This is a genomic window from Halochromatium roseum (genome assembly GCF_016653315.1).
GTDB lineage: Bacteria > Pseudomonadota > Gammaproteobacteria > Chromatiales > Chromatiaceae > Lamprobacter > Lamprobacter roseus.
This window is the reverse complement of sequence record NZ_NHSH01000051.1, coordinates 29,492-42,556: the sequence shown is the minus strand read 5'-3', so window position 1 is coordinate 42,556 and position 13,065 is coordinate 29,492. Positions and strand designations below refer to the sequence as shown.

General features: G+C 64.0%; 13 protein-coding genes. 5 read left to right on the top strand and 8 right to left on the bottom strand.

Annotation, left to right across the window (positions count from 1 at the left end):
• Positions 1-56 precede the first annotated feature (56 nt).
• The 4 genes from CCR96_RS09470 to CCR96_RS09455 all read right to left on the bottom strand — a co-directional run bounded on the left by CCR96_RS09470 (position 57) and on the right by CCR96_RS09455 (position 3,519).
• Positions 57-932 carry an energy-coupling factor ABC transporter ATP-binding protein gene (locus tag CCR96_RS09470; RefSeq protein ID WP_201219885.1) on the bottom strand — a complete coding sequence of 292 codons (876 nt, stop codon included), beginning with the start codon at positions 930-932 and terminating at the stop codon, positions 57-59.
• A gap of 65 nt (positions 933-997) precedes the next feature.
• A complete protein-coding gene (gene cbiQ / locus CCR96_RS09465; RefSeq protein ID WP_201219884.1) occupies positions 998-1,804 on the bottom strand; it encodes a cobalt ECF transporter T component CbiQ in 807 nt (268 codons plus the stop codon).
• Positions 1,797-2,687, bottom strand: coding sequence for a hypothetical protein (locus tag CCR96_RS09460; protein WP_201219883.1), 891 nt, complete (start codon positions 2,685-2,687; stop codon positions 1,797-1,799). Before CCR96_RS09460 ends, cbiQ begins: the two co-directional genes overlap by 8 nt.
• 22 nt (positions 2,688-2,709) lie before the next feature.
• The gene (locus CCR96_RS09455; RefSeq protein ID WP_201219882.1) at positions 2,710-3,519 is read right to left on the bottom strand and encodes an energy-coupling factor ABC transporter permease; all 810 of its coding nucleotides are present in this window, start codon (positions 3,517-3,519) and stop codon (positions 2,710-2,712) included.
• Between the two features lie 331 nt (positions 3,520-3,850).
• Between CCR96_RS09455 and nikR the strand changes: the two genes are divergently transcribed.
• Complete coding sequence (gene nikR, locus CCR96_RS09450; protein WP_201219881.1) at positions 3,851-4,339, top strand: nickel-responsive transcriptional regulator NikR; 489 nt, start codon at positions 3,851-3,853, stop codon at positions 4,337-4,339.
• Positions 4,340-4,388: 49 nt separating this feature from the next.
• On the opposite strand, the gene CCR96_RS25535 is transcribed toward nikR, so the two are convergent.
• The 3 genes from CCR96_RS25535 to CCR96_RS09435 form a co-directional block, all read right to left on the bottom strand.
• Positions 4,389-4,565: a BPTI/Kunitz-type proteinase inhibitor domain-containing protein gene (locus tag CCR96_RS25535; RefSeq protein WP_420827259.1), complete on the bottom strand. Its 177-nt coding sequence runs from the start codon at positions 4,563-4,565 to the stop codon at positions 4,389-4,391.
• 118 nt (positions 4,566-4,683) lie between these two features.
• Positions 4,684-6,432 carry a sugar phosphorylase gene (locus tag CCR96_RS09440; RefSeq protein ID WP_201219879.1) on the bottom strand — a complete coding sequence of 583 codons (1,749 nt, stop codon included), beginning with the start codon at positions 6,430-6,432 and terminating at the stop codon, positions 4,684-4,686.
• A gap of 3 nt (positions 6,433-6,435) precedes the next feature.
• Positions 6,436-7,704, bottom strand: coding sequence for a glycosyltransferase family 4 protein (locus CCR96_RS09435; RefSeq protein ID WP_201219878.1), 1,269 nt, complete (start codon positions 7,702-7,704; stop codon positions 6,436-6,438).
• Positions 7,705-7,999: 295 nt separating this feature from the next.
• Here CCR96_RS09435 and CCR96_RS09430 point away from each other — a divergent pair, with 295 nt between their 5' ends.
• Positions 8,000-9,484, top strand: coding sequence for a glycosyltransferase family 4 protein (locus CCR96_RS09430; protein ID WP_201219877.1), 1,485 nt, complete (start codon positions 8,000-8,002; stop codon positions 9,482-9,484).
• A 132-nt stretch (positions 9,485-9,616) separates the two neighbouring features.
• The gene (locus tag CCR96_RS09425; protein ID WP_201219876.1) at positions 9,617-10,495 is read left to right on the top strand and encodes an HAD family hydrolase; all 879 of its coding nucleotides are present in this window, start codon (positions 9,617-9,619) and stop codon (positions 10,493-10,495) included.
• A gap of 113 nt (positions 10,496-10,608) precedes the next feature.
• Here the strand turns inward: CCR96_RS09425 and CCR96_RS09420 are convergent, their stop codons facing one another.
• Entirely contained in the window at positions 10,609-11,397 is a 789-nt protein-coding gene (locus CCR96_RS09420; RefSeq protein ID WP_201219875.1) for an HAD family hydrolase, read from the bottom strand.
• Positions 11,398-11,621: 224 nt separating this feature from the next.
• Here CCR96_RS09420 and dksA point away from each other — a divergent pair, with 224 nt between their 5' ends.
• Together dksA and gluQRS are read left to right on the top strand one after the other, a co-directional pair.
• Positions 11,622-12,056 (top strand): RNA polymerase-binding protein DksA, encoded by a 435-nt coding sequence (gene dksA, locus CCR96_RS09415; RefSeq protein WP_201219874.1) that lies wholly within the window; start codon positions 11,622-11,624, stop codon positions 12,054-12,056.
• An 83-nt stretch (positions 12,057-12,139) separates the two neighbouring features.
• Positions 12,140-13,060 (top strand): tRNA glutamyl-Q(34) synthetase GluQRS, encoded by a 921-nt coding sequence (gene gluQRS, locus CCR96_RS09410; RefSeq protein ID WP_201219873.1) that lies wholly within the window; start codon positions 12,140-12,142, stop codon positions 13,058-13,060.
• Positions 13,061-13,065: the final 5 nt, after the last annotated feature.

Genomic DNA, 13,065 nt, shown 5'->3' with positions numbered 1-13,065 from the left:
GGACAGCCACTAAGCGTGCACTGGAGCCCAGCGCAACAGGTTCGAGTTCGAGTTCGTCATCGACCATGCGCCTCGTCCCGCCGGTCCCCATCGCAGCAGTCATAGGATTGAACGGTTGACGCAAGCTCGGCTTCACCCGGATGCGCATGCGCGTGGACCGGCAACTCACTGAGATGATCCTGATCACTCGCCAAACCCGGCGCATGCAGATGCAGATGTGCGTGTCGATGCTGGTGCGGATGCCGATGCAGCTCGGCCTCGACCAATCGGCCCTGTTGCAGCCACAGCGCCCGAGTGCTGAGACGCTCGAGCACGCGCTGGTCATGCGAGACGATCAACATGGCCTGCGGCAGTGCGTCCAGATGATCGAGCAGGCGTGCCTCGCTCCGGGTATCCAGCCCGCTGGTCGGCTCATCGAGCAACAGCAGTTCGGGACCCATGGCGAGCACCGTGGCCAAAGCCACCAGCCGTTTCTCGCCGCCAGAGAGACGATGGGTGACCCGTGGACCATAGCCCTCAAGTCCGAGCGCGGCCAAGGTGCGCTCTGCCGCAGCCGCCGCTTGCGCCGGCGAGCGCCCCAGATTCAACGGCCCAAAGGCAACGTCATCGAGCACCGTCGGGCAAAACAGCTGATCATCGCTGTGCTGAAACACCAGCCCGACCTTGGCCCGTGCAACGCGGAAATCGGCCTCAGAGCGACACTCCCTGCCCAGCACCCGCACCTGACCGGCACTCGGCGCCAAGAGGCCAACGATCAGCTGCAGCAGGGTGCTCTTGCCAGCGCCATTCGGCCCGACCAGCGCCACCCGCTCGTACCGGCCGATGCGCAGATCGATCTCGCGCAGGAGCGGCCTGGCTCCGTAACCGAAGCTCAGCTCCTTCAGCTCAACCAGCGGCACATCGCCCGCACTGGCCAGATCAGTAGGGTCCATCGCAAGGCCTCCGGATAGGCTGTTTCCGCAATGCTTGTCAGTTCATGCTACGTAGCAACTGTGGTCTAGCTTGAATCGACCAGCAGCAGGCCCGCGAGCAATGGCAATGCGCCGAACAAGAGCAGCGTATCACCGCGCTGCCAGTGGAAGCGCTGCAGCAGCCGCAGCTGACCATCAAAGCCGCGGCAGCGCATCGCATCGGCAACCCGCTGGCCGCGCGCCAGGCTACGCACTAAGAGCATGCCGATCAGCCAGCCCAGCGCGCGCCAGCTGTGTCGATCGCTGCGCGGCACGAAGGCGCGCGCCCGCATCGCCAGGCGCATGCGGCGATACTCAGCGCCGACCAGGTCGATCTGCCGCAGCGTCAGCAACAGCAGCTGGCAGAGTTTCGTCGACAGCCCAAGGCTCGCCAGCGCGTGCACCGTTGGGCCTGCGCCAATGGCGCCAACCAGCCCGAACAGGATCAGCACCACGGCATTCGCCTTGAACAGGATCAGCAGCGCCAGCGCGAGCCCTTCAGCACTGGCCGCGAACGACCCGAGCTGCAACAGCGGAGCGCCAGGCACCGAGAACGGCAGCGTCAAGATGAGCACCAGCATCAACAGCTCGAGCGGCAGCAGATAGCCTAGACGACGCACCGAGACACCGCCAAGCCAGGCGAGCAAGATCGCGCCGCACAAGGCCAAGAACGCCATGCTGAGCGATTGCAGCGAGACCACGGTGATCGCGCACAGCGCCGCGATGATGACCCGAGCACGCGGATCGAATACGGCGAGCAGATTTGATCGCTCATCAAAGGCCTGATCGAACAGGCCCAATGCCGGCCCCACCTGATCAGAGTCGGCCCGCTTGGGACCCGGCAGCTCAGCCATCGCTGTTGTCCTTGACGGAATGCCGCTGCTCGCGGCGCCGCGTCCACCAGAGGCCGAGTCCGGCCAGACCAGCAATGTAGCCCAGTCCACCCAACAGATCACGGAGCGAGGCCTGTGCCTGCGCCTCAGCCAACGCCTCACGCAGTGGGCGCACCTGCCGCGCCAGCGCTTGTTCAAGCGTCTGCCCAAGCGTCTGCTCAATCGCTTGCTCAATCACATGCTGAAGCCATGGCTCGAGCCCGCGCTGACTAGCGACACTTAGTGCCAGATCAAGGTCTGCGCCAGCAGGAAAAGACGCCTCGTCATCTTGGAGCGATGACTCAGTAGACGCGGGCGGCGACGCTGGAATGCGATTGGGGCTTTCACGCTCATTAGCAACACCTGCAGCAGGACGAGAGACGTCTACAGCAGGAGCCGTCGGTGGCGTCGGCCTCACGTCAGCGAACACCCCGACCAGCTCGGAGGCGGCGATCGGCCATTCGGCGCGGTGACCGTCGCCCGACTTGGCGACCACGCGATAATCGTCGACGACAGACACCTGAGCGCGAAACCGCCCGTCGTCATCCGAGCTCAGCTCAGCCACCTGCTGGCCATCGGCGTCCAGCAGCTGGATCTCGATGCCGCGCGCAGGATGCCCGCCAACAAAATAGGCTCGCCCCTGGATCTGGTCTCCATCAGCGCTGGCAAAGACCTGCAACCGATGAGCCTGCACCGGACCGCTGAGGCTCAACAAGATCAGGCCGAACAGCAGCATCCCGGCAACCCGAACAGGGCCCGGCGCAGATGCTGACATCGGCGCCTGTCGCGGCAGCATTCCGGCAATCTGGGCGCGACGCCAATCAGGGAGCTGGGCGCATTGATCGCCAAGAAGCGATGCAAACATCACCGGAGCCCCTCCAGACCAGCTAATGGACATGGCGCATCACCTCCAGCCTCAGCAGCGCCGGCTCGACCCGCAGCAAGAAGCTGACCACGATGCCGGTCAGCAAGCCCTCGACCAAGGCCAAGGGCACAAAGGTGATGGCGATCACGCGCGCAGCCGGTGCAAACGGCTCACCACTCAGCAGCAGGCTTCCGGAGAGCATCACCGCGGTGAGCGTCACACCAAGCACGCCGGCAGCAACGCCAGCGCCGAAGGCTTGATGACGCTGCCGCGGGCTGATGAAGTCCTCCGCCACTGATTCCGCCGGAGTCTGCACAGTAGCGCCCTCACCCGCATCGGGATCAGGGCCTGCGTCAACCGCAGCGGCTGAGTCGGCTGAAGCGACTGGAGCAGCGGGGGCGACAGGTACTGCTTGTGCTAAAACGCTCGAGCCTTGCCGCGGCGCAAGGCTCAGCAGGCGTTGCAGCAGCGGCCGCAGCAGCAGCGCGACCGCAAGCGCGGGCAGCGCGAGATTCATGGTGTTCACGCCCAACACCAACAGACCGCCAAAACCGAAGAAGACCGCCTGCAACAATAGCGCGACAAAGATCGCAGGCAGCGCCGCCCAGCCCAGCAACAGCCCCATCAGTCCGTTCAGCAACAGGTGCACACTACTCGGGCCGAGCGGCACGCTGATCAACGAGGAGACGAAAAAGGCGGCCGCCAGCACCGCCGCCTGCGGCAGATCAGCCTCACGCAGCTTCCGCAACGCGATCGCGAGCAGCCCCGTTGAGACCAGGGCGCCGGCAACCAGCACAGGGGCGGACAAAACACCGTCGGGGATATGAGCCATAAGTCGCAGCGATAAGCAGCAATGACCAAAAGATCATACCAGTTTCGACCCGGCGCCTGCGAAACGCACCCACGGCCAACAGCCAGAGCCAGATCGCCAGATTAACCAGGGACGAAGGGAGCGCCGTGACCGAAGCAGCGAGACAGGACTCCGGCAAGCACTCAAGCGGGGTGTTGATCATTGACTCGGCTTGCTTGCCGGCCAAGTCTTGCGCCAGTATTCCTTACTCGAGCACCGGACTTCGGCCATCAGCAGCGGCCCAGGGCTCAGAATAACCCCCGTCCCCGCTCAGCGGCACGCACCCGACACCCAGCCAAGGCGACTGACCACGATGCAACGCGTCACCATCACGCTAGACGATGCCCTGACCGACGCCTTCGAGGGCTACATGGTCAGGCGCGGTTATGGCAACCGCTCCGAGGCCATCCGCGATCTGATCCGCGACAGGCTCCATGCCGAGCAGCTCGCAGGCCAGCCTGAGGGCGATTGCATCGCGACCTTGAGCTATGTCTACAACCATCACGAGCGCGAACTCGCGGCACGCCTGACCAGCGCCCATCATCAGCATCACGACCTCACGGTCTCGACCATGCATGTGCACCTGAGCCACGATCACTGCCTCGAGACCGTCATCCTGCGTGGACCGAGCAACCGGGTGCAGGCGTTTGCCGACGCCGTCATCGCTCAACCCGGCGTCCACCACGGCCATCTCGCCATCCTGCCGGTCAAGGCCAGCGCAGAGGCGCATCGGCACGGGTCTGAGGACACCGCCAGCGCGAGCGACAGCGATCGGCACCTGCATCTCGAGCCACTGGCCTAGCGCCGACCCTGATGCCCATCCAACCCCCCGCTCCCAGCGATCTGCCTGCTCAGGGCGACGGGCGTCCTCCGCAGGTCTTGACACAGTCGCGTAACGACTGGAATGGCCAGCCCGGATCACAAACGCCCGGCCTAAACGGCCGGCAGCTATCAGACCGATAGTCGTAATAGAAGGCCGGGCGCGGCCGACTACAGCGGTCAGGCTGCGGCTCCTGCAAACAGCTCACATGCAACAGATCCCCCTTATCGCCAGCACCCGGACCGCCCGCGCAGCCAGCGACAAGGCCCACAAGCAGCAGCAAGACCAGCGCCGCAACCGGAGGCGAGCCCCGAACAGCGCGCGGATCATTGCCCCACCAGCCAGGCCACCTGGTAGGGCTCCAATTCAAAACGGCTCGGCAGTTGCTCTCCACTTTGGTGCCAACCTCCAATCAATTCCGTCCATCGCAGCTCGCGCGGCCGCCGCACGAGGCGCGCAAACCCCAACTGCACCGGCGCGCCGGTCAGATTGGCGATCATCCAGAGCGTTTGGCTGTTATCCGGTGCCACACGACGCACCCCAAACAGCCCCGCCGGTAACTCCAGCACCCGCTGCGGGCCATCTGGATGAAACGCTGACTGCGAGCGTCGAATCCTAAGACGTCGCAGGTACTCGGGCAATAGGCGCTGCGCCTGATGGCTCGAGCCCTCGCCCAACATGACCTCGAGTTCTGGAAGCGCCCATTTTTGTCGATTGATGGTCCGTGCGCGGCCACTCTGCTCGGCCCCGCGTAGGTTATTGGACGCACCAAGCAGGCTATTGAAGTAGATGCCAGGCAAGCCTTGTAGACTCATCGCAATGGTCTGGACACAGAGGAAACGTCGAACCGAGGCCTCCTGGTCACCAGGGATGCCAACCGCATCGAAATAGGTGATATTCAGCTCGTAGGGCGTTGCCGAGCCGTCGGGATTACTCCGCCGCGAGATCAGCCCGCCGCGCTCCTCCATCGCGGCGACCAGCGCATCGAGCTGTGACTGTGGCAACAGCCCCTCGAGCGGCCGCACCCCAATGCCATCATGTGAGGCAGTGAAGTTGAAATAGGTACAGCCTGGCGGCGGCGGTGCCAGCGCCGCCGCCCACTCGGTCAAATAGCGCCCATTGCCGCTATGCATCGCGTGCAACAGCAGCGGCGGCAGACTGAATTGATAGACCAGATGCGCCTCGTCGCCATGGCCGAAATAGCTGATGTTCTCGGCATGCGGAACATTAGTCTCAGTCATCAGCAGCACCGTTGGCGCCACCAGCGTCAGTAGGTCTCGCAGGAGCTTGACCACCTCATGCGTCTGCGGCAGATGGATGCAGGCACTACCAAGCCGTTTCCAAAGATAGGCAATCGCATCCAAACGGATGATCTGCGCGCCGTGATGGACATAGAACAGCAGGATATCCAGATACTCGAAGAGCACATCTGGATTACTAAAATCGACATCGATCTGATCCTGTCCGAAGGTGGCCCAGACATGGCGCTCGCCATAAGGTGTCTGCACCGACCGCAGCAGCGCGGAGGTCCGTGGACGCACCACTGCCGACAGGTCCGCCTTGGGGTCGACCTCGATGAAATAATGGCGCTCCGGCGCCATGCCGTTGGTATAGGCACGGAACCAGCGGCTCTGACTGGAGACATGGTTGACCACCAGGTCCAACATCAGCCTATAGTCTTCGGCCAGCGCATCGACATCCGACCAATCGCCAAGCGCAGGATCAACCTGCCGATAATCGATCACCGCAAACCCGTCATCCGAGCTATAGGGAAATATGGGCAACAGATGCAGGCTCGAGATCGCATCGCCGACATGCTGCTCGAGGAAGCGCCGCAGCGTCGCCAACGGCGCCTCCTGGTTAGCGCAAACCATATCGCCATAGGCGATCAGCACCGCATCGGTTTGATCCCAAGGCGCGCAACCAGAGGCCTCGGGCGGACACTCAGCGCCCACGCCATAGCGCCCAATGATCAGCTGCAACCGATCCATCAAGCGCGGTAATGCCTCCTCGCCATAAAGTCGGCGCAGACGCTCGCGAATGCGCTCATAGACGCGCCGCTCGACCACAAACATGGCTTACTCCGTCATATTGCGCACGTTATTGATCATGCTGCGCAGGCTGTCGCGCAGCACGCGGTAACTGTAGAAGCGACTGGCGACCTGATAGTTGTGCTCGACTAGCTCGGCACGATAGCCAGGGTCGGCCAAGATGGTCCTTGTTTGCTCAACCGTGGATTTGTCGATCACCCCATCGATGAACGGCAAACGGAAGCCCTTCGGCTCGATATCGCGCTGGTAGACGCTGTAGCGCCCGATCACGATCGGCAGCCGAAAGTAGATCGCCTCCAGCAAGGCATTGCCGAAGCCCTCATAGAGGCTCGGGAAGGTCACCAGGTCGGCATGCGGATAAAGATCGCTCAGCACGTAGACCTTCTGCCCCGTCTGGTCCAGCTGCCGGCGATCGGCCATGCGCTCGCCGAACAGCTTCAGCGACACCCCTTCGTCCTGCGCCAACTGCTGGATCTGGCGCTCGTACTCATAGCCCTCGTCACCGCTATGATGCGAGATCACCAGGTGAGCATGCGACAGCTTGAGCCGGCGGATCAGATGGATGGCATTCTCGATGCCCTTGCGCGGCACGATCCGCGTCGGCTGTAGCACCAGCAGCTCCTCAGCGGTCAGCCCCAAGGCCTGGCGCACATCGGCCGCATAGGCATCCGGCGGACCCGGCGGGTTCTCGAAATCGAACACATTCGGCACCAGGATGCTCGGCAGGCCCTTACGCCAGGCGATCTCCTCGCGCGCAGCCTGGTTGATCACCACATGCTGCAGGTGCGGCACCCGTGGCGGAAAGGCCATCTCAAGGTAATCATCGACCGCCGAGATCTGGAACCGCTGCCGCTCCCACATGAAGTCGTGGTGATGAGCGATCGCCGGCATCCCGGTCTCGAGCAGAAACTCGGTGATCGCGACGCCAAGCGGGATATGCATCGGGATCGTGAGCGCGTTCTCGACGATCAGCACATCGAGATCGAAACGCGCACGAAACGCATACAAGGTCGACTTCAGATAGGCCGCCAGCTCCTGGATGCGGCGGCTTACCTCGGGGCTGCGGCGCGTACAGCCCCAGAGCTGGGCGTTGATCCACTGGTTCTCTGAGTGATCGAAGAAGGCCTCCGGGATGCAGAGACTCATCGCCGGATCGCGATCGAGCACGCCGCCATACCAGGCGCTGACATGCCCGCTCTGCCAGAGCACCTCGGCCCATTTCGCGGCCTCCAAAGAGACGCCATCGGTGCCGGCAAAGCGGGTCGAGACGAAGCCGATGTTTTCCGGTTGCTTCATGCGTACTGCGGGAGCTGTCTGGGAGCTGTCTGAAAAGTCGTCAAGATGAGCGATCAGTGAGAGCAGAGCCTGGGGTCCAGCAAACCAGCGAGTCAGTCAGCCGAGGATGCAGAGCGCCCGCAGCGCACTCGATGCTGCATAACCCGTGCCCGATGCGCGGCTCTGCCATTGAGCCAACCAGTCAGCATAGCGTCGACTGTACCTGACCGATTGCTGCCAGTGTCGGTAGGCCTGCCAATCAGAGCATCGCAACAGCCAGCCAGTCGACCAACAATCCGAGCTATGATCCCACAGCATGCGTATCGCGATCGTCCATTTCCATCTTCAGACCGGCGGCGTCACGCGTGTGATCCAGCACGCCTGCGCGGCCCTAGCATCAGTGGGTCACGCCGTTGTCGTGCTCAGCGGCGAGCCACCACAACAGCCCGGCTCGCTCGCGGCCCGGGTTGAGGTCGTCTCCGCGCTCGGCTACGAGGAGCGCCGGCAGCCTTTGGGCGCCAGCGCCTTACAGCAGGCCATGGAGCAGGCCGCGACGCGCGCCCTCGGCGGACCAGCCGACCTCTGGCATGTCCATAATCATTGCCTCGGCAAGAACCTCGCCCTCCCGGACGCTCTCCGCGGGCTCGCCGCGGCTGGCCAGCGCTTATTGCTGCAGCCGCATGATTTCGCTGAGGATGGCCGCCCTGCCCTCTACCGACGCATGCTTGAGACCACCGATGCCCAAGATGGTGCAGCACTGTCCACGCATCTCTATCCATTGGCACCGCAGATCCATTACGCAACGCTGAACGAGCGCGATTACCGCTTTCTTGCCGCGGCGGGCATACCGAGCACGCAGCTACATCGTCTTCCGAATGCGGTTTCCTTCGCAAGCGAGCAAGACAGCAGGGCCAGTCGACGGCCCCGCGACCAACACACCAGGGCGCGCGGCGATCATCGCCGCTGGCTCTATCCGACCCGCGCCATCCGCCGCAAGAATCTCGGCGAGCTGCTGCTCTGGGCCGCGCTTGCCGGCCCTGAGGATCGCTTTGCGACCACCCAAGCGCCACAGAACCCGCTCGAGCAGCCAATCTATCAGCGCTGGGTGGCACTGGCGCAGGAGCTGGCCTTGCCAGTCGACCTCGAGCTTGGTGCCGACAACAGCGATTTCAGCGCCCTGCTCGCCTCCAGTCATGCGCTCATGACCACCAGCGTCGCCGAGGGCTTCGGCCTCGCGTTCCTCGAACCCTGGCTCATCGGCCGACCACTCGCTGGCCGCGATCTGCCCGAGATCACCGCCGACTTCCGTGCCGACGGGCTCGACCTCAGCGGGCTCTATCAGCGCCTGCCGGTACCGCTCGACTGGCTCGATGCGGCCACCCTGCGCCGACGCCTCGACCAAGCCCTCGCGGCCGCCGCCAGTGCCTATGGTCGCGAGCGCGAAGTCGATGACCTCGAGCGTGCCTGGCACGCGGCCGTGGCTAAGGATAGCCGCGTCGACTTCGGCCGCCTCGACGAAGACGGGCAGATCCAGGTGTTGCGACACATCCGCACCGACCCAGCCGCCGGCTCAGCGCTCGACGCAACCTCACCGCCGCTCACCGCCGGCGCCGAGCTGATCGCGCGCAACCAGGCTGTGGTCGAGCGCGAGTACCTGATCGACGGCTACCGACGCCGGCTCGAGGCGATCTACCAATCTTTGCTCAACGCCCCCGCCGCCCCGTTGCGCGACCAGGCCGATGGCCCTGTGCTCATCGCCTGCTTCCAGGCCCCTGAACGGCTCCATCTGCTGCGAACCTGAGTCAGATGCCACAAGCCACAAGCCACAAGCCACAAGTTCCAGAATGACAAACGCCCATCGCGCCCATCAATCCCATCGCCCGGCCCATCGCCCGGCCCATCCCCCGGCCCATCACCCGGTTGTAAGCGGCGCATGACCGAGCAGATACTCAGCGCGCGTATCCGCGACCTCAGCACCCCGCTCGAACCCAAGCCGACCGGCGTGGAACCATGGCTGGAGCCGCTCCAGGGCATCAAAGCGGTGCTCTTCGACGTCTACGGCACCCTGTTGATCTCCGCCAGCGGCGATATCGGGCTCAGCGGCCACACGCCGGGGTCGATCGACCTCCAGGCACTGCTCGCACATGCAGGCATCAACACAGGTATCAACGCCCCCATCAACACACCCATCAACGAGCACCTGAGCGTCGCCATCCGCGCCGATCACGCACGGGTTCGGGCCAGTGGCAAGCTTTACCCGGAGGTGGATATTCGTGAAATCTGGACAACTGTGCTCGCCGAGCATGGATGCCAACCAACCCCGCAACAGCTGGAACGGATCGCAGTAGAGTATGAGTGCCGGGTGAATCCTGTCTGGCCGATGCCCGGCCTCACCGACCTACTCAGCGAGCTGCGTCAACGCGACCTGGTGCTCGGCATCGTCTCTAACGCCCAGTTCTACACGCCACTGATCCTAGAGGCCTTCCTCGGCCAGCCACCGGCCGACCTCAGGCTCGACCCAAACTGCAGCGCCTGGTCCTACCAACTGCGCGAGGCCAAGCCATCAACCGCCATCTACCAAGCCGCGCTCGGTGGTCTCGCAGCCGCGCACGGCATCCGGCCCGATCAAGTGCTTTACATCGGCAACGACCGTCGGAATGACATCTGGCCAGCGCAACGGCTTGGGCTCAAGACCGCGCTCTTTGCTGGCGATGCGCGCTCGCTCAGACTCCGGGAAGACGACCCTGAGCTCGTTGGCGTCAGCGCTGACCGCGTCATGACTCGGCTAGAACAGATTGAACAAATCGTCTAGCCGCCAAGCATCCTGCTTGGTCATCAATGGCTACGGGTCAGTCGCTGGAAAGCCTGTCACCTGGCGGGTCGCAACGCACGACGCCGAGCCCCGTGCCAGAGTCTTCGCCAACGCTAGCCGAACACCTGCTCACGCAGCCGGCGCAGCACGTCAAGGTCCACATACTCAGCGCCACCGAGATCGCCCATCAGGGTCCTGGCTGGGTCACCAGGCTCGCCAAGTTGGTCGACCACCAGAGTGGCGCCGCCAAAGTCTTGGCTTTCGGTGTAAGAGCTGGTCGTCACTAAGAGTGCATCGAGGCCGGCGCCGAGCGCCGAGCGAACGCCGTTCTCGGAATCTTCAATCGCCACACAGGCCGCAGCGGGCAGATTCAGCTGGGCCAGGGCGAGTTCGAAGATATCTGGAGCGGGCTTCTTCTCGCGCACCACGTCGCCTGCGGCGATGACCTCGAACCAATTCACCAAGCCCGGCTCCGGCCCGGAATCGAGCAGCGCCGTCACGTTGGCCGGCGTGGTGGTGGTGGCAATCGCGAGCCTGACGCCGGCGTCACGGGCCTCGCGTAGCAGCCGCAGCACGCCGCTGCGCAGCGGGATACCCCCCTGCCCCAGCCGCTCGACATAGAGCTCGGTCTTGCGCTTATGGAGCTGCGCAATCAGCGTATCGAGGTCCGAATAGCGCTGCTTGTCGAGCTCGAAGTCGGGCCGGTATTGGGCCAGGTAATGCCGCATCCGCTCCTTCCCGCCGGTGACGGCGAGCAGCTCGCCATAAAGCTCGACAGACCAATGCCAGTCGAGACCGGCCTCGGCAAAGGCCGCATTGAAGGCAGGGCGATGGCCATCGCGCTCGGTATCGGCCAGGGTGCCGTCGACGTCGAAAATCAGCGCTTGGAGACCCGTCTGCATCGGGGATTCCCTCTGTCAGTGGTGAACCTAATCGGCGCGCAAGATTAGCACAGCCTCATCACTCTGCCGGCGCGCAATGCTTGTCGCGGCCGAAGCGATCTGCTAGAAGGAGCGGCTTCGCAGTCGGGCGGTCGATGGCTGACGCTCGGCGTAGTCTCAACGGAACCGTCCATTGCCACCTTCAAAGGCCGGTTTCAACATTGCATCGTCTCCGGGAGCAGATCATGGCCGAGACAGACAAGAAAGGCGCGAGGTCGCTCGGTTTTGAGCCCTACGCAATCGCACAGGACGAGGAGTACATGAATGCAGACCAGGAAGAGCACTTCCGTGGGCTGCTGCTGGAATGGAAGCGGCAGCTCATGGAAGAGGTCGACCGTACGGTCCACCACATGCAGGACGAGGCCACCAACTTCCCGGACCCCAACGACCGGGCTACCCAGGAGTCTGAGTTCAGCCTCGAGCTGCGCACCCGCGACCGCGAGCGCAAGCTGATTCGCAAGATCGACGAGGCGCTTGAGCGCATCGACGATCACGACTATGGCTACTGCGAGGCCTGCGGGGTCGAGATCGGCGTCCGCCGCCTCGAGGCCCGCCCAACGGCGACACTCTGCATCGACTGCAAGACGTTGGACGAGATCCGCGAGAAGCAGCGTGGTTGATTAGCTTTTGCTGGCGCGGCGGCTCAGGCTGCAGCGCCAGCAAGCCGCCTCGCAAACCGCTGACCGACCCCATCGTATCGACCATGGGCGGCACCGTATCCGCGCCTTATCGTGGTCGGTTCGCACCCTCCCCGACCGGCCCACTCCACTTCGGCTCACTGCTGGCCGCTGTCGGCAGCTTCGCCGATGCGCGCGCCAATGCCGGTATTTGGCTGATCCGGATCGAGGATCTGGATCGGAACCGGTCCGTTACCGGCGCCGACGCGCACATCCTTTCCACGCTCGAGGCGTTTGGCCTTTGGTGGGATGAGCCGGTCGTCTACCAGAGCCAACGCAGCTCGCACTACGAAGCCGCGCTTGAGCGCCTGCGCCGTGATGGGCTGAGCTACCCCTGCGCTTGCACCCGCCGCGAGATCGCCGCGCATGGCATCCAGGGACCGGAAGGCCCGATCTACACCGGTCACTGCCGCAACGGACTCCCGCAAGACCGGGTTGCACGCAGCGAGCGCTTGCGCATCGATGGCGACCAGCTCAGCCTGACCGACGCGGTCCAGGGGCCAATCACGCAACAGCTGATGGCCGAGGTGGGTGATATCGTGCTGCGTCGTGCCGATGGCTTCTACGCCTACCAGCTCGCCGTCGTCGTCGACGATGGCGACCAGGCCATCACGCAGGTGGTGCGTGGCGCAGATCTGCTCATCTCGACACCGCGACAGCTCTATCTGCAGCGCTGTCTCGGGTTACCCCAGCCAGGATACGCACACCTGCCTTTGGTCCTCGGCGACGACGGGCGCAAGCTCTCCAAGAGCCTTGCTGCAGCCCCAGTCGATCCCGACCATCCACTGCCAGCACTGGATCGCGCCTGGCGCTGTCTAGGCCAGACGCCGCTCGAAGCCCCGCCCCGCAGCGTCTCCGAATTCTGGCAGCACGCCATCCCGCGCTGGGATCTAGCACGCATCCCGCGCGGACCTCTGCAGATCGACGCCGCCGTTCGCTCAAGGTGAATCTG